Below are 15,973 nucleotides of genomic sequence, written 5' to 3' on the forward strand. Positions count from 1 at the left end.
CAGGATGGACCCATGAGGGAAACCCGAGTCTCGGCCGCTGGTCTGCGCGAGGCCATCGAACGCAGCGGCTACTACCCCGACCTCGTGGCCGACGCGGCCGAATCCGCGCTGGGCAAGGAGGCGGTGACGGCGTTCGTCGTCCACCACGAGGCAACCTTCGACCCGGCGATGGAAGTCCGCCGGCATGTCACCGTGGTGATCCTCTCGCCCACCCGGCTCCTGGTCTGCCACACCGACGAGCATCCGCCCGCCGACGGTATGCCCACCTCACACGCCTCCACCACCACCGAGGCCGTCCGTTTGAGCCGGGTCCAGTCCGTGGCGGTGACCCGGGTGGTGCCCGACCCCGCCTCCTACGTGCCCGGCGTGCCACCGAGCGAGGTGACGCTCACGATCGGCTGGGGCGCGATCTCCCACGTCGACCTGGAGCCCGCCACCTGCGGGGACGAGAACTGCGAGGCCGACCACGGCTACACCGGCGCCATCACCGCCGACGACCTGTCCCTGCGGGTCAGCGAGGCCGCCGACGGCCCCGAGGCCGTGACCAACGTCCTGGCCTTCGCCAAGGCCCTCTCCGAGGCCACCGCCCGCTTCGCGAGCTGACACCCGCGCCGCCGGCCCCCAGGGCGCCCCCCGGCTCCCGACGGCCCTCCGGCGGCGACCGACCCATGCCGCGACACCCTTGATCGACACCTGACCGGCTCGCCCGCCGACCGGCGCAGACACCGGCGGCCGAGCCGGCCCCACCCCCCACGACACGACCGCCCCCACTCCTCACCCCACCCACCGGCCTCCATAGCCCATCTCGCCCACAGCCCCACCCACCAGCGCCCGCCGGGTGTCCCCGCCCCCGGCGTGGCGATCGCACCTAGGGGCCGTGCGATAGGGACGCAGTCCACCTGCTGTCCTCCACCGGGCATCCCGGTTTCCTGTGCGGCGATCTTGTCCGGGAAGAGGGGCCCGTTATGGGGATGCGGTGCCACCTAGCGGAAGGCTCCCGTCGGGGGAATGCCAGAGGGCGCGCTCTCGTCTACGGCGAGGTGCCGCGTCTCATGAGGGATGCGAGACTGATCGGAGTCCGTGCGGGAACGCCCGCGGAGCCCGACCGAAGGGGTTGCTCTATGTCCGAGATCGGCCCAGGAGCTCTGATGAGTCCGCTCGTAGGTCCCCAGGACCTCGGAGAGGCCGTCATCCTGGACGTGCGCTGGCGGCTCGTGGGCCCGCCGGGGGCGGAGTCCTACCGCGAAGGCCACATTCCCGGCGCGGTGTTCTGTGATCTCGACCGCGACCTCGCCGCCACTCCCGGCGCCGGCGGCCGGCACCCGCTGCCCGAGGCGGACGCCTTCCAGGACGCCATGCGCCGCCTCGGCGTGTCCGGCTCGCGGCCGGTCGTCGTGTACGACGACGCCGACGCCACCGCCGCGGCGCGCGCCTGGTGGACGCTGCGCTACTTCGGGCACCCGGACGTCCGCGTGCTCGACGGCGGCTACCGCCGGTGGGTCGCGGAAGGCTTCCCCATCAGCGCCGAGGAGCCCGCGCCCGCCCCCGGCGACTTCACCGCGCGTCCCGGCGGCATGCCCGTCCTGGACGCCGCGCGGGCCGGCGCCCTCGCCAAGGAGGGCGTGCTGCTCGACGCCCGCGCCGCGGAGCGCTACCGCGGCGAGGTGGAGCCCGTGGACCCGGTGGCCGGGCACATCCCCGGCGCGATCAGCGCCCCCACCTCCGAGAACGTCGACCCCTCCACCGGCCGCCTCCACCCGCCCGAGTTCCTCAGAGAGCGCTTCATCTCCCTCGGCGCCGTGCCCGAGGTCCCCGTGGGCGCCTACTGCGGCTCCGGCGTCACCGCCGCACACGAGGTCCTGGCCCTGGCGGTCGCCGGCGTCCCCGCCGCCCTCTACGTCGGCTCATGGTCCGACTGGATCACCGACCCCACCCGCCCGGTGGCGACCGGCTGACCCGCCACGGCCGCCGCAGTGCGGCGGGGGTCCTGTCCAGGACGGTGAGGAGCCTCCGGACGGCGGAGCCGGGGTCAGGGGAGCGGGCGGCCGAGGGAGCCGAAGCAGGCGAAACCGTGGACACCGGTCTTCTCCGTCGCCGTGGCCAGCGCCTCGGCGGGGGCGTGGCCGCTGGTCAGCAGGGCGTGGAAGGCCGTCATCAGCGTCAGGGCGTCCTCGTCGCGGACGGGCACGAGACCGGCGATCACGCATGCCGTTCCGCGGTCGAGGAACGCCCCGGCGAGGCCGAGCGGCGCGCCGTCCACGGGCGCGTGGGCCATCCCGGCGTCGCAGGCGGACAGCACGACCAGCCACGGCGTGCGCGGCAGCCGTAGCAGGTCGTAGGCCATCAACGGGCCGTCGTCCAGCGTGATGTCCGAGAGCAGCGGGCCGCGGGCGCGGAAGGTCCCGTGCGCGGCCACGTGGAAGATCTCCGCCCGCTCTAGCGCCTCGAGCACCGCCCCGGCGGTGGCCGGGACCCGCATGGCCTCGTGCCCGGCTCGCTGGTGAGCGCGCACGACCATCGCCGCCTCGGCTTCCGCGTGCCGCAGGCCGGGACCGGCCACCCCGGCGACGCGCCGGTGCGGGCCCGGTCGGCGGGTGTCCGCGGCCTGCCAGGCCCGCGCGCTCGACGCCACGCACAGCGCGCGGCCCCGCAGCGGCGGCAGCACCGGCCACGGCAGCGTGTGCAGCGCTCCGGTCGGCACGATCACCACCGGACGGTCCCCGATGTCCTCCGCCAGCGGCCCGACGAGCCGGGCGGCCAGCGACGCGGCCTCCGCCGTCACGCCCGCCGGGTCATGGGCGCGCGTATCCCGCAGCCCCGCGCGCCGCAGGCCGTACCGCACCCGGATCGTGGCCTCGGCCGCGGCCGTGTACGAGCCCAGCGACCGCAGCACGCGCCGCCCCGCCGTGACCACGACCGCCGCGAGCCGATCCCCATGCCGCACGAACTCCACCAACGCCACGTTCCCCAACACCACCCCCAACTCTTCGACAGTCCATTCCCGGCCCGCTGTGTCCCTGCGCGCCGTCTCCTCGGCTGCCGCCTGCTTGGGCGGCGTGTTCGTGCGCGGTGCCGCCCCCTCGGATGCTTCTGTTGGGGTTGAGGGTGTTTCGTCTGTTTTCGTGGGCTGGGGGGACGGGGTGGGGTGGGCCAGGGCGCGGCAGTGTTCGGCCCAGCCGAGGACTGTTTCCGGGCGGCCGTCGGCGAAGGCCAGTGACAGGCCGAACTCGGCGAGCCGCTCGCCCGCCCGCATGGCGTGCGCGCGTACCCCAGGATCGGCGAGGTGTTCGCCGGCGGCGGTGACGTCCGCCAGGCCCTCGCGCAGCGCGGTCACGGCCCCGGCGCGGTCCCCCTGGTGGGCGCGCCGCAGGGCGATGGCGTGCTGCCGGACGAGGCGGTGCGCGCGTCCGGCGGACGCGTCCGCGATGATCGACCCCAGCTCGGCCTCGGCGGCGGCCGTGTCACCCAGCTCCAGCGCGAGCTCGGCGGCGGTGAGCCGCAGCCCCGCCGCCGGGCCCGGCCAGCCCTCGGCGGCCAAGCGGGCGGCGAGCCGCCGCAGCTCGTCCAGCAGCCGGCCGTCCGGTGCCTCGACGGCGAGCCGGGCGCGCAGGACGACCTCGCCCGCCAACGGAAGCCAGGCGCGGCGACCCTGCGCGGCGAGCTCCCGCGCGGCCAGTTCCGCGCCGGTCCTGGCCTGGTGCGGGTCGCCGACGAGCAGCTCGAGCTCGGCGAGCAGAAGGCGGGACTCGGCCAGCGAACCCCTGGCCTCCGCCGCCGCGAGCTCCGGAACGGCCAGGGCGAGCAGGGCACGGGCCTCCCCGGGCAGGTGCGCGGCCAGCAGCGCCTCGGCGAGGTCGGCGCGCATCACGGCCAGGCGCTCGGGATAGCCCGCCAGGGCCCGTTCGGCGGCCTCGTACCCGGCGAAGGCGGCCGGGATGTCCCCGCGCCGAGCGGCGGCGAACGGCAGGTTGGCCTGCGCGAGGGTGGCCAGATGGTCCAACCCGGCCCGCCGGGCGAGAGCCGCGCACGCCGACAGGTCCCGGGCCGCTTCGTCGTACCGTCCGAGGTAGGTGTGGGCGATGCCGCGGTTCACCAGGGCGCCGGCGAGGAAGCGGGCGTCCCCGGATCCGGTCAGCCCCTCGACGGCAAGGTCGCAGTGGGCCACGGCCTCGGCGCACCGTCCCAGGCGGACGAGCGCCACCGCGCGCTGCACGCCGAGCCGGTGCCGGTCCAGGCCGGTCAGGTCGCCCGCGGCGAGGTCGGCGACGCGCAGCGCGCCCTCGGGGTCGCCCAGGTCGGCCCGGATGGTCACCAGGGACAGCCGGGCCTGTGCCGCGCGCCCGGGCAGGTCGCGGGCCGCCGTGATGGCCCGCGTGAGGTGGTCGGCCGCGACGGTCAGCTCGCCGAACTCGCGGGCGGCCAGCGCCAGGGCCCGGTGCGCGACGGACACGGCCTCGGCGACGCCGCGCGCCCGCACCTCGCTCAGCAGGGCTTCCGCCCGCTCCCGGGCCCGCCGTGGATCGACCCCGGACAACACCACGGCCCGCTCGGCCGCCGCCACGAGAGCCCTCGCGCCACCTGCCACATCCTCAGTGGACGCCCCCTCGCCGTCCCGGACGACCTCCACGGCGTCCGAGCAGGTGTCCGGTGGATGCCGAGCTGTGGGGTCGTCCGGGGAGGGTGGCTTGCCCTCCTCGAACATCTCCCGAGTGTCCGGCTGATCGCGGGGTGTGGGGTCGTCCGGGGAGGAGGTGGATGGGGGCATGGGGTGGGTCAGTGGCGGATGCATTGCCAGTTGGTGGCGATGGGGCGGGCGCCGGGGCGGTGGCAGACCAGGCTCAGCCAGCCGTGGGGGAGGCCGGTGGTGGCGAACTGGCCGGTCTCGGAGGGGAAACGGATCTTGCTGATGTGCGGGGTGCGGATCTCGACCCGTGTGCCTCTGGCGGGGGTGGGGTGCAGGTGTCCGGCCAGGTCCAGGTACGAGTCGCGGATCGTGATCTCGAGGTCGATGGTCAGGCCGTCCGCGCCGAAGCGCAGCAGCCTCGGCTCCTCGTGCATTCCGGCCCATGGGCCTGTCACGCCGGGCATGCCGGTCAGATCCGCCATGCCGGCTCCAGCCGGCGTGCACGTCTCTGGTGGCGGGGCCGTCGCGGATGGCGGGTCGGGCGGCACGTTCGCTCCGGACCGTGCGCCTGACCCCAGCGGTACACCGGGTCGCAGGTCCGCCGCATGGAGCGTGCCTGCCGGGATGCCGGTGTCGCGGGAGAAGGCGATGGGACCGGCCAGGATGGCTCCGGGCAGGCGTAGGGCGTAGGCCGCGCGGGCGTCGGCGCGCACCCGTTCCGGGATCGGGTCGACCCCGGCCGCGATCCTGAGGGCCGCCAGAAGATACTCGTCGGATTCGCTCACCGTTACTCCTCGCCGTTCGCCGTCGTGTCTCTCACGTCCGCCCGCACGGAAATCGCCGCCGCCGCGCACGTCAGCGGCCGTCCTCGCCCAGGAGGGCGCGGACGCGTCTCAGGCAGCGGAGGCGGGTGGGGCCGACGCTGCCGATGGGCATCTCCATGCGGCGCGCCAACTGGGCGTAGGTGACCTCGGGGACGGTGACGATCAGGCGGAGCAACGTGCGGCACGGTTCGCCGAGCGTGCCGATCGCGGCCCAGAGCCGGCGCCCGTCGTCGTCGCTGAGCATGCGCGCCACCGGGTCGCCGTCGGTGGCGGGGACGTCGGGGACCAGGCCGGTGAGCTGGTGCCCCGCCCGTTTGCGGCGGATGCGCCCGGCCTCGTGCCGGGTGGTGGTGACGAGCCAGGCGCCGATGCGTTCGGGATCGCGGATCGTGTCCAGCTTCTCCACCAGGCGCAGCCAGGCCGCCTGGACGGCGTCGGCGGCGTCGGTCGTGTCCAGGCCGCAGGCGCGGGCGACGGCCCACATGCGGAACCCGAAGCGGTCGACGAGGCCGCGCCAGGCGGTCTCGTCGAGGAGATCGAGGTCGTGAGACATGTGACGACCTTGTGTAGTCGTATGGATACTCTTGGTGACAACCTTAGCGATCCGTGGGGACGAACACCCCGAGATCGGGGAATCGCCGGCCGCGCCGCGGGTCGAGGACGTGCGCGGCGGCCTGGGCGGGCGGCATGTGGCGCGCGGCGGCGGCGATGGCCCCGGCGACGAGCGCGGCGGAGAACGACGTGCCGCTCCAGCTCGCGTAGCTGCTGAACGGGTCGAAGTCGACGAAGCTGCTGGTCAGGTCTTCGCCGCGCGCGCAGGCGTCCACCCAGGGGCCGTGCGCGGAGAAGGGGGCCCGCCGGGCCTCGGCGGCGTCGAGGGCGGCCACGGCGATGACCCGGCGCAGGGCGGCGGGCCAGAACGGCCGGGAGGACGCCGTGTTCCCCGCGCAGGCCACGATCACGGTGCCGGTGAACCGGCCGAGCGCGCGTTCCAGCAGCGGGGAGGGCCGGTCGTCGTAGGTGAAGCAGCCGAAGGACAGCAGCAGGACGTCCACGCGCGTCCCGCGCAGCCGTCCGAGCGCCCGCAGCACCCCCGCCTCGTCGCCGACGCCGTCGCTGTCGAGCACGCGTGCCACGCGCAGCCGTACGCCCGGAGCCCGCCCGAGCAGCAGCCCGGCGACGAACGTGCCGTGACCGGCCTGGCGGTCCAGGCGGCCGTCGCCGTCGGCGTCCAGGACCTCCGCGGGCTGGCCTGGGAACCAGTCGTGCCCCTGGAACCACGGGTGCGGGGCCAGGCCGGTGTCCAGCAGGCCGACCGTGACCTGGGACGGCTCCCCGGGCTCATGGGCGGGGGCCGGGGCGGGACGGGGCGCGCCGGTGGGCCCGCCGAAGAACAGGGGCTGCCCGGTCACGACGTGGTTGGGGGAGACCTCGTGGCCGCGCCGCGTGAGCGTGGCGGCGAGCTCGCACGGGTCCGTGCCCGGCTCCAGGCGCAGCACGAAGACGCCGTCGTGATATTCGACACTTTGCGTCCAGCGCGCCGCGGCCGTGGGGGAGCGGCTCAGGAGGACTCCGGGGCGGATCAGGGCGCTTCGCCCGGGTGTGTGCTCTACGGACTGCACATCCATGACCACTCCTCATCACAAAGGTAACCACGGAGTGTACCTTTACCAATGCGTAGAGTAACCAGGCGTGATTAGGTATGACCCGGCTCTGGTGCCCCGCCACGACGGACGGTAGTCTCTCCCTCAGTCGCTTGTGATCATCCCAGTACGAGGACGTTGGGGAAGGCGCACCTCGTACGAAACGGGAGGTCCGGTGTCTGCTCGTGGCGTGCTGTACGTCCACTCGGCTCAGCCCGCGCTGTGCCCGCACATCGAATGGGCGGTCGCGGGTGTCCTTGGCATACCCGTCGACCTGTCCTGGACCCCCCAGCCGGCCCAACCCGGCACGGTGCGTACCCAGGCCGAGTGGGAGGCGCGCCCCGGCACGGCCGCGGCCGTCACCTCGTCGCTCATGGGCTGGCAGCGCATCCGTTTCGAGATCACCGAGGACGCCTCTCCGGGCGTGGACGGCTCCCGGAACGCCTACACGCCGACGCTGGGCGCCTTCACCGCGGTGGTCGGCGTGAACGGCGACATCATGATCCCCGAGGACCGGCTGCGCAACGTCATGCTCATGGCCGCGCAGGGCCGTGTCGTGCTCGAGGAGGAGCTGGACAAGCTGCTCGGCAAGCAGTGGGACGAGGAGCTGGAGCCGTTCCGCTATGCCGGCGACGGCGCCCCCGTCCGCTGGCTCCACGCCGCCGTCTGACGGTTTCCCCCGCTCCTCCCAGTTTCCGCCCCGACGGACGCCCGACCTCCGCCCCCGACCGGCGCGCGTCCTCTTCCCCTGGCCGGCTCCGGGGGTCTCGCCGTCCCTGCCTCCGCGCACCGGTAGCGTGGTCGGCGGCGAAAGGAAACGATCATGACCACCGAACGTCCCACCCCGCCCCTGATCGCGGGCGAGCGCGAGATGCTCCGGGGGTACCTGGACTTCCACCGCGCGACGCTCGCCATGAAGTGCGATGGCCTGTCCGACGAGGACCTGCGCCGCCGGTCGGTGCCTTCCTCGACGCTGACGCTGCTCGGCCTGGTCCGTCACATGGCCGAGGTCGAGCGCGTCTGGTTCCGCCGGGTGATCAACGCGGAGGACGTTCCGCGGGTATGGTCGGCCGACGGCGACTTCCAGGCGGCCTTCGACGCGGCCGGCGCCACGCGGGCCGAGGCGTTCGCGGCCTGGCAGGCGGAGGTCGGGCACGCCCGCCGCATCGAGGAGAGCGCCGAGTCCCTCGACGTGACCGGCTACTTCGCGCGGTGGGACGAGGAGGTGTCGCTCCGCATGGTCATGCTCCACCTGATCCACGAGTACGCCCGCCACAACGGCCACGCCGACCTCCTCCGCGAGGCCATCGACGGCACCGTGGGTGCCTGACCGCGAAGAGGCCGGCCGTTTCCTACGCGCAGGACGCGCTCGCCCGCCTCTACGCCCACCTGGGCTTCCGTCCCGCCGCCGTCACCCTCTTGATCACCGGCCGATCGCCCCGCTCGTAGACCCGCGCCGCCAGGCCGCCGGGCACTCGTTCGGAGAAATCGCCCGATCTCCGAACCACGTTCGTCCCTGCCAGGGGAGATCGCCACTTCTTTCGGTCACTCGTTCGGCGGAGCCGCGTAGCGCACGGCGGATGCGGGGCGGGCCCGGTTATCGTCGGCCGGGACGAGAGAGGGGCGTGTCCATGCTGGACCACGAACAGGTTCTCATCCGGCGAGGTCCGCGCTCCGGGCTGCCGATGATCCTCGCCGTTCACTCCACGGCACTGGGGCCGGCCGCGGGCGGGCTGCGGCTCTGGAACTACCCCGACTGGCGGGACGGCCTCGCCGACGCTCTCCGCCTGTCGGCCGCGATGACGCTCAAGTTCGCGGTGGCCGGGCTGGACAGCGGCGGCGGGAAGACCGTCGTGGCCCTGCCGCAGGGGGCGCGGCCGGACCCGGCCCGGCGCCGTGACCTCCTGTACGACGTCGCCGACATGATCGACTCGTTGGGCGGCGTCTACGCGGCCGGTCCGGACGTGGGAACGGGCCCGGCCGACATGGCGGTGATCGGGGAGGTCACCGCACACGTGTTCTGCCGGCCGGAGAGTCTCGGCGGAAGCGGCGACTCCTCCCCGCACACCGCGCGGGGGACGGTGGCCGCGCTGCGGGCGGTCACCCGCCGCCTGTACGGCGACGGGGACCTCAAGGGGCGCCGCATGGCCGTGATCGGCCTCGGCCACGTGGGGGAACACCTTTGCCGCCTGCTGGCGGCCGAGGGAGCCGACCTGACCGTCACCGACATCGACCCCGCCAAGACGAGGATCGCCGCGGAGCTCGGCGCCGCCTGGCGGAGCCCGGAAGAGATCATCTCGGCGGAGGTGGACGTCCTGGTCCCCGCCGCGCTCGGCGGCGTGCTCACCACGGGGGTCGTGCGGGATCTGCGCTGCCGTGCCGTGGTCGGACCGGCGAACAACCAGCTCGACACCGACGAGGCCGGCGAACTGTTGCGCGAGCGGGGTGTCATCTGGGTCCCGGACTACGTCGTGAGCGCGGGTGGCGTCATCAACGCGATCACCACCGAGCTGTACGACTTCGACGCCGGCCAGGCGCTCGCCCGGGTCAACGCCATCGAACGCACCGTGGCCGATCTGCTGGAGGCCGCGGAGGCTCTCGGGGTCACTCCCGCCCGGGCGGCACAGGAGACGGCGCGGCGCCGGATCCGCGCGGCCATGGCTTCACGAGGGTGACGGGGTCGCGCGCGGCAGGGCGGGCATCGATCTGGCGGCCAGCACGGTGAGCGTGACGGCGCAGAACAGGAGCGCGGCGACCTGGCCGGCGGTCACGGCCAGCATGGTCCGGCTGATCGGGTCGATGGCGCCGGAGGTCAGGTAGGAGGCGCGGGAGAGCGTCACGGGGATGATCAGGATCGCCAGCGCCAGTGGCAGGGAGGCAGTTCGTCCGGCGGGGCCCCGCAGACGTCTCCAGACGCAGGCGATGCTCGCGGCCAGGAGCGCCGCGCAGGCCAGTCCCGACTCGCCCAGCCACGGCCATGTCCATGTCCACGCCGGCGACATGGCCTCCGGCGCCCGCAGGGCCGAGGTGGGCACGTACACGATCGTGTGGAGCAGCACGCCGGCGGCGACGGGCAGAAGGGCCGTCCGCCAGGGGCGGCGGGTCCGTGGCGCGTCACGATGAAATCCCGTCAGCAGCGCCAGCACGGGAACCGCCACCAGGACGGTGTGCGGCACCAGCGACCGGTCGCCGCCCCACAGCACGGCCTCGCTCTCGACCAGGGGAGCGTACGACAGGATCAGCGCGAGCAGGGCCGACAGCTTCGCGGCGCGCAGGCGATCGCGGACGAGGAGGACGAAGGCCGCGACCCACATGAGGTAGGTCAGCGCGTGCGCCGTCTCCCACAACCGCTGCGCGGATCCGGCGCCTTCGAGGACGGCCTGGTGACCGCCGGACATCACGGCGCCCCGTAGCAGCTCCGTGAGCCAGGTGGCGCTCAGCGTCGCGGGGAAGGCCAGGCCCAGCACGGCCACGAGGCGCACCGCCTCGCCCCAGGCGAGGAACCTCGGGGCCGCTCCGACGCCGCCCAGGCTCACCCGCACCGACAGCGCGAGGACGCTGGCGACCTCCGACCAGCGCGGGCGAGGGTTGTCCTCGTCTCGTGCGTCGCCCGCTCCCTCCAGGAACGCGCTGACCATCTCCGCCTCGCGCTCGGCGCGGTAGGAGGCGGGCAGCAGCCGGAGGATGTGCCGGTAGCGGTCTTCGAGGAGGCTCACGCCGCGCCTCCGGCGTACCGGGCGCGCAGCCGCCGGCGCGCGCTCTCGATGTTCCCCGCCAGCCGTGCGGCCTCCGCCTCCAGCGCGCGCGCCCCGTTCTCGGTGAGCCGGTAGTAGCGGCGCAGCCGCCCCTGCTCCACCTCCTCGCGGTCCAGCGCCACCAGATCGTCGGCGGCCAGCCGGTCCAGCACCCCGTACAACGTGCCGATCTTCAGCCCGACCCGCCCGTCCGACAGCTTCTCCACCTCCTGCACGATCCCGTAGCCATGCCGCGGAGCATCGACCAACGCGGTGAGCACGAGGAACGCGGGTTCCGTCATCGTTCGGGTACTCATGAAGCCCACTATATCTTGGAAGGGAAGATATAGTGAAGACAAGGCGCTCAGGGTGATGCCGCCGCGGCACCGGCGGATCAGCAGAGGCGGACGGGCGCGCGGGGCGGGGGAGCACACGGGCCGACACACCCGCCGCATGCTCGGGATGAGGGTGACGGTGCCTTGAAAATGGCCCTCGCCCAGGGCTCGGACTGTATTTCCAGGGGCCTCCGGCCCCGAGGGGGAACCCCCTCGGACTCCCCCATCCCCACACCCCTCGCACAGACGGGATGCGTTCATTCAGAGCGCAGGTCGCGGGGATCGGGACCGCTGTCGGCAGGGGCGCTGACGAGGACAGAAGAGGATGGACGTCGGGGCGAGAGCGCCGGTCAGGATGGTCTGGGACATGCGCAGGACCAGGTCGGGGTGGTCGTTCACCATGGCGTTCTCGGCGCGCTTCATCGCCACGGTGAGCGGGCCGAAGGTCCGCAGGAAGTCGTCGGCGGGAGAGATGTCACGGCGCATGGCGATGGCCGCCGTCCGCGCCAGGCGCATGGCGTCTTCCCCTCCTCGGGACGGTTGTCCCGCACGGCCGCCGCCGATGACCGCAGCAGCAACCATCCCCAGGCCGACAGTTCCCGGGGCGTCGCGCGCGAGACGCGGGGTTCGATGTCGTCCGCCCAGGTGGTCGCCAACCGGCGGGCTTGTTCGAGCCGCCCCTGGCGCAGCAGTAGCCAGCACCACGTGCTGATGACGGCGGCCGCGTCCAGCTTGTCGTCCGCGTCGTCGAGACCGCGCCGTAGGGCGACCTCGGCGGCCTCGAACTGCCGGGTCTGCGTGAGAAGCCACCCCGTGAGGTGAAGCAGGCGAGATCGCACGACGCGCCGCGACCGGTCAAGACCTACCAGTGTGTCGGTGTCGGTCAGCAGCTTCGGAAGAATCGCGGCCAGCTCGGCGTACTTATCGTCTTTCCACAGCGGCATCGAGGCGTCCAGCACCGCCAGCACACCATCAGCGGTCGGAGATTCCGCAGATGGAACAGCAACGCCGTCCACCGCACCCCGGACGCCTTCCCACTGGCCGACGGTGTGCGGATCCGCCTGGTCGGGGAAGGGATCGGATGGCTAATGTCGTGGCGTCGCCGGTAGGTCAGGAGGGGTGGACGGACGCGGGGTGGCGGAGGACACTGGCGCCGTGCCCAGCGTGTACAAGAGTTCGCGGGGTCGGCTCGCGGTGCGGCGGTGGTGTTCTGACGCTCTGGCGCGGGCCGATTTCCCGCTGACGAGCGCGACGGTGGAGACCGGCGCGGGCCGGGTGGCGTTCGTGTCGGCTGGGAGTGGGGAGCCGCGGGTCGTCGTGGTGCCGGGCACCGGGTTCAACGGCGCGGTGGGGCTGCCGTGGCTGCGGGCGCTGTCGGCGCGCTGGGCGACCACGGTGGTGGATCTTCCCGGTCAGCCCGGACTCAGCGACCCCTACCGGCCTCGCCGGGGACGACTGGCCTGGTACGGCCAGGTGCTGGACGAGGTTCTGACGGCCGCGGACCTGGACGACGTCGTGCTGGTGGGCAATTCGCTGGGCGCGGCGGTGGCCCTGGCCGCCGCCTCTCCCCGGATCGCGGCGCGGGCGCTCGTCTCTCCCGCCGGGTTCATCCGCCTCACGGTGGATCCGGTCATGGCGCTGGCCTCGACCCGGTGGCTGCTGCGTCCCACGGCCGAACACACCCGCGGCATGCTCCGGATGTTCGTCGCTCCCGGTGAGGACCCGCCCGAGACCGAGGTGGAATGGATGACCCTCATGGCGGCGAGCTGCCGCACCACCCTGGCCCCGCCGCCGCTGCCGGCCGCGTTGCAGACCCGCCGAGCCGACCGGCCTTGCGTGGTCGGCGTGGGAGAGCACGACCGTTTCCTCCCACCTCGCCGCCTCGCCCCGGCCGTGCGCAGCACCATGAATCTCGACCTGCGAATCCTCCCCGGCATGGGCCATCTGACCACTCCGGCCCACCTCGACGACGTGGTGGCACTGATAGCCGAAGTCGCCGACCGGCCCACCCGCTGAACGACATTCACGCTTCGACAGCACCAGACGGATACGACGATGTTCGGCAGCGCGCTGTTGACATCGGTTCATAGCCGAACGCCCCGCCGCCGGGAGTCGGCGCGGGGCGTTGGGGGTGGGCTGGTCAGAGGGGGATGTTGCCGTGGGCGCCGCGGGCGGGGGTGGCCTGGGCCAGGGTCTTGGCGATGGCGGTGCGGGTCTCCTCCGGCTTGATGACCTCGTCGACCACGCCGATCTGGATCGCGCGCTCCAGGCCGCCGGAGAGCTTCTCGTGCTCCTCGGCCAGGCGGGTTTCGAGCGCCGAGCGCTCCTCCTCCGGCGCGGCGGCGATCTCGCGGCGCTTGAGCACCCGGACGGCGGCCAGCGAGCCCATGACGGAGATCTCGGCGGTCGGCCAGGCGAAGACCCTGGTGGCGCCGAGCGCGCGGGAGTTCATCGCGATGTACGCGCCGCCGTAGGACTTGCGGGTGATCAGGGTGACGCGCGGCACCGACGCCTCGGCGAAGGCGTGCAGCAGCTTGGCGCCGCGGCGCACCACGCCGTCGTGCTCCTGGCCGACGCCGGGCAGGTAGCCGGGGACGTCCACGAGGACGACCAGCGGCACGCCGAAGGCATCGCACATGCGGACGAAGCGCGCGGCCTTCTCGGCGGACGCCGAGTCCAGGCAGCCGGCCAGCCGCATCGGGTTGTTGGCGATGACGCCGACCGTGCGGCCGCCGAGGCGGCCCAGCGTGGTGACGATGTTGGGCGCCCACTTGGGGTGCAGTTCGACCCCGGGCTCGTCCAGCATGCCGTTGACCAGCGGGTGCACCGAGTACGCCCGGCGGGCCTCCTCGGGCAGCAGGCCGGAGAAGTCGACGTCCTCCACCGCGTCGAGGCGCATGCGCCCCTGGTGGCCGAGCAGGACGGCGAGGCGGCGGGCCTGCAGCAGGGCCTCGGTGTCGGTCTTGGTGACGACGTGGACGACGCCGCTGCGCCTGCTGTGCGGCTCGGGGCCGCCGAGCCCGGCCATGTCGATCTGCTCGCCGGTGACGCTGCGGACGACGTCGGGGCCGGTGACGAAGATGCGGCCCTCGTTGGAGAGGATCACCAGGTCGGTGAGCGCGGGGCCGTACGCCGCGCCGCCGGCCGCGGGGCCGAGCACCACCGAGATCTGGGGGACCACGCCGGAGGCGCGGGTCATCGCCGCGAAGACGCGACCGACGGCGTGCAGGGACTCGGCGCCCTCGGCGAGGCGGGCGCCCCCGGAGTGCCACAGCCCGATGATCGGCACGCGCTCGCGCACCGCGACGTCGTAGGCGTGGACGATGTGCTCGCAGCCCTCGCCGCCCATGGCGCCGCCCTGGAAGCGGGCGTCGCTGGCGAAGGCCACCACCGGCACGCCCTCGACGCGGCCCATGGCGGCGAGCATGCCGCTGCGGTCCTCGGGGGTGATCAGGTGGAGGGACCCCTCGTCGAACAGGGCCGAGAGGCGTATGACCGGATCCCTGGGATCGGGTGGCTCCTGTTCGGAGGTACCGGTCACCACACCGTTGTCGAGTACGGTCACAGTCGCTCCAAATCAGATGCTGGTGAAGGCGACGGCGACGTTGTGGCCGCCGAACCCGAAAGAGTTGTTGATCGCCGCGATCTGGCCCTGGGGGAGCTCGCGCGGCTCGCCGCGGACGATGTCCACCTCGACGCCGTCGTCGGGGTGGTCCAGGTTGACCGTGGGAGGCACCACGCGGTCGTACAGGGCCTTGATCGTGAAGACCGACTCGATGCCGCCGGCGCCGCCGAGGAGGTGGCCGGTCATCGACTTGGTGGCCGTCACGAGCGGGTGGTCGCCGATGATCTCCTGGATCGCCGTGGTCTCGACGACGTCCCCGGCGGGGGTGGAGGTGGCGTGCGCGTTGACGTGCACGATGTCCCTGCCGGTCAGGCCGGAGTCCTCCAGCACGCGCCGTGCGGCGCTTCTGATGCCCGCGCCGGTGGGCTCGGGCTGGGCGATGTGGTGGGCGTCGGCGGAGTAGCCGACGCCGGCCGCCACGGCGTAGACGCGGGCGCCGCGCGCGAGGGCGTGCTCCTCGGACTCCAGCACGATGATGCCGGCGCCCTCGCCGAGGACGAACCCGTCGCGGTCCTTGTCCCAGGGACGGGAGGCGCGCCCGGGCTCGTCGTTGCGGGTGGACATCGCCCGCATGGCGGCGAAGGAGGCGATGTTGAGCGGGTGGATGGCGGCCTCCGTGCCGCCCGCCACCACGACGTCCGCGCGCCCCGACCTGATCATCTCCATGGCGTAGCCGATGGACTCGGCGCCGGTGGCGCAGGCGCTGACGGTGGCGTGGACGCCCGCCGTCGCGCCGATGTCGATGCCGATCCACCCGGCCGAGCCGTTGGGCATCAGCATGGGGACGGTGAAGGGCGACAGACGCTGCCAGCCCTTCTCCTTGAACAGGTCGTAGGCGTCGAGGATGGTCGTGATGCCGCCGATGCCGCTGCCGACGACCACGCCGAGGCGGTCGGGCGCGACCTTGGGGGTGCCCGCGTCCTTCCATGCCTGACGCGCGGCGATCAGGGCGAACTGCTCGGCGCGGTCGAGTCGCCGGGACTCGGGCCTCGCCAGGACCTCGGTGGGTTCGACGGCGACCTTGGCGGCGAACTTCACCGGTACGGAGTCCACCCAGTCCTCGGTGAGGGGGACGACGCCCGACTTCCCGGCGAGGAGCGCCGACCAGGTCGAGTCGACGTCTCCGCCGAGGGGCGTTGTCACGCCGAGCCCGGTGACAACGACGCGTACCCGGTCTGTGCTCACGAT

General features: G+C 73.5%; 15 protein-coding genes. 6 read left to right on the plus strand and 9 right to left on the minus strand.

Translation table 11 applies throughout. The features are described 5' to 3' along the window. Positions 1-12: 12 nt before the first annotated feature. Both BJ981_RS28905 and BJ981_RS28910 read left to right on the plus strand, forming a co-directional pair. Complete coding sequence (locus BJ981_RS28905; protein WP_184616594.1) at positions 13-603, plus strand: DUF5998 family protein; 591 nt, start codon at positions 13-15, stop codon at positions 601-603. A gap of 545 nt (positions 604-1,148) precedes the next feature. Beyond that, positions 1,149-1,955: a sulfurtransferase gene (locus BJ981_RS28910; RefSeq protein WP_184616595.1), complete on the plus strand. Its 807-nt coding sequence runs from the start codon at positions 1,149-1,151 to the stop codon at positions 1,953-1,955. A 74-nt stretch (positions 1,956-2,029) separates the two neighbouring features. Here the strand turns inward: BJ981_RS28910 and BJ981_RS39470 are convergent, their stop codons facing one another. The 4 genes from BJ981_RS39470 to BJ981_RS28930 form a co-directional block, all read right to left on the minus strand. After that, positions 2,030-4,585 carry a CHAT domain-containing protein gene (locus tag BJ981_RS39470; protein WP_184616596.1) on the minus strand — a complete coding sequence of 852 codons (2,556 nt, stop codon included), beginning with the start codon at positions 4,583-4,585 and terminating at the stop codon, positions 2,030-2,032. Positions 4,586-4,773: 188 nt separating this feature from the next. Continuing rightward, positions 4,774-5,409, minus strand: a complete 636-nt coding sequence (locus tag BJ981_RS28920; protein ID WP_184616597.1) for a hypothetical protein — start codon at positions 5,407-5,409, stop codon at positions 4,774-4,776. Positions 5,410-5,479: 70 nt separating this feature from the next. Beyond that, a complete protein-coding gene (locus BJ981_RS28925; protein WP_184616598.1) occupies positions 5,480-6,001 on the minus strand; it encodes an RNA polymerase sigma factor in 522 nt (173 codons plus the stop codon). Between the two features lie 43 nt (positions 6,002-6,044). After that, the gene (locus tag BJ981_RS28930) at positions 6,045-7,076 is read right to left on the minus strand and encodes a S8 family peptidase (protein WP_221315401.1); all 1,032 of its coding nucleotides are present in this window, start codon (positions 7,074-7,076) and stop codon (positions 6,045-6,047) included. Between the two features lie 190 nt (positions 7,077-7,266). Here BJ981_RS28930 and BJ981_RS28935 point away from each other — a divergent pair, with 190 nt between their 5' ends. The 3 genes from BJ981_RS28935 (at position 7,267) to BJ981_RS28945 (ending at position 9,766) form a co-directional block, all read left to right on the plus strand. Then, positions 7,267-7,761 carry a DUF3145 domain-containing protein gene (locus tag BJ981_RS28935; RefSeq protein WP_184616600.1) on the plus strand — a complete coding sequence of 165 codons (495 nt, stop codon included), beginning with the start codon at positions 7,267-7,269 and terminating at the stop codon, positions 7,759-7,761. A gap of 153 nt (positions 7,762-7,914) precedes the next feature. Further along, positions 7,915-8,421, plus strand: a complete 507-nt coding sequence (locus BJ981_RS28940) for a DinB family protein (RefSeq protein ID WP_184616601.1) — start codon at positions 7,915-7,917, stop codon at positions 8,419-8,421. A gap of 301 nt (positions 8,422-8,722) precedes the next feature. Then, a complete protein-coding gene (locus tag BJ981_RS28945; protein WP_184616602.1) occupies positions 8,723-9,766 on the plus strand; it encodes a Glu/Leu/Phe/Val dehydrogenase family protein in 1,044 nt (347 codons plus the stop codon). On the opposite strand, the gene BJ981_RS28950 is transcribed toward BJ981_RS28945, so the two are convergent. From BJ981_RS28950 to BJ981_RS28960, 3 genes are all read right to left on the minus strand, one after another. Beyond that, positions 9,755-10,807, minus strand: coding sequence for a hypothetical protein (locus BJ981_RS28950; RefSeq protein ID WP_184616603.1), 1,053 nt, complete (start codon positions 10,805-10,807; stop codon positions 9,755-9,757). The genes BJ981_RS28945 and BJ981_RS28950 overlap by 12 nt on opposite strands. Continuing rightward, positions 10,804-11,142 carry a PadR family transcriptional regulator gene (locus tag BJ981_RS28955; RefSeq protein ID WP_239139562.1) on the minus strand — a complete coding sequence of 113 codons (339 nt, stop codon included), beginning with the start codon at positions 11,140-11,142 and terminating at the stop codon, positions 10,804-10,806. Before BJ981_RS28955 ends, BJ981_RS28950 begins: the two co-directional genes overlap by 4 nt. Before the next feature lie 437 nt (positions 11,143-11,579). Further along, positions 11,580-12,128, minus strand: coding sequence for a hypothetical protein (locus BJ981_RS28960; protein ID WP_184616604.1), 549 nt, complete (start codon positions 12,126-12,128; stop codon positions 11,580-11,582). A 187-nt stretch (positions 12,129-12,315) separates the two neighbouring features. Between BJ981_RS28960 and BJ981_RS28965 the strand changes: the two genes are divergently transcribed. Beyond that, entirely contained in the window at positions 12,316-13,176 is an 861-nt protein-coding gene (locus BJ981_RS28965) for an alpha/beta fold hydrolase (protein WP_184616605.1), read from the plus strand. Positions 13,177-13,300: 124 nt separating this feature from the next. On the opposite strand, the gene BJ981_RS28970 is transcribed toward BJ981_RS28965, so the two are convergent. After that, entirely contained in the window at positions 13,301-14,725 is a 1,425-nt protein-coding gene (locus BJ981_RS28970) for an acyl-CoA carboxylase subunit beta (protein ID WP_184616606.1), read from the minus strand. Positions 14,726-14,737: 12 nt separating this feature from the next. Continuing rightward, entirely contained in the window at positions 14,738-15,970 is a 1,233-nt protein-coding gene (gene fabF, locus BJ981_RS28975) for a beta-ketoacyl-ACP synthase II (RefSeq protein WP_184616607.1), read from the minus strand. Positions 15,971-15,973 lie beyond the last annotated feature (3 nt).

The sequence above is a fragment of the Sphaerisporangium krabiense genome, assembly GCF_014200435.1.
Taxonomy (GTDB): Bacteria; Actinomycetota; Actinomycetes; order Streptosporangiales; family Streptosporangiaceae; genus Sphaerisporangium; species Sphaerisporangium krabiense.

Coding starts and splice junctions, on each gene's coding strand:
- BJ981_RS28955 (WP_239139562.1), bottom strand. CDS start 11,142: ATGAGTACCCGAACGATGACGGAACCCGCGTTCCTCGTGCTCACCGCG.
- BJ981_RS28905 (WP_184616594.1), top strand. CDS start 13: ATGAGGGAAACCCGAGTCTCGGCCGCTGGTCTGCGCGAGGCCATCGAA.
- BJ981_RS28910 (WP_184616595.1), top strand. CDS start 1,149: ATGAGTCCGCTCGTAGGTCCCCAGGACCTCGGAGAGGCCGTCATCCTG.
- BJ981_RS28945 (WP_184616602.1), top strand. CDS start 8,723: ATGCTGGACCACGAACAGGTTCTCATCCGGCGAGGTCCGCGCTCCGGG.
- BJ981_RS28940 (WP_184616601.1), top strand. CDS start 7,915: ATGACCACCGAACGTCCCACCCCGCCCCTGATCGCGGGCGAGCGCGAG.
- BJ981_RS28930 (WP_221315401.1), bottom strand. CDS start 7,076: ATGGATGTGCAGTCCGTAGAGCACACACCCGGGCGAAGCGCCCTGATC.
- BJ981_RS28925 (WP_184616598.1), bottom strand. CDS start 6,001: ATGTCTCACGACCTCGATCTCCTCGACGAGACCGCCTGGCGCGGCCTC.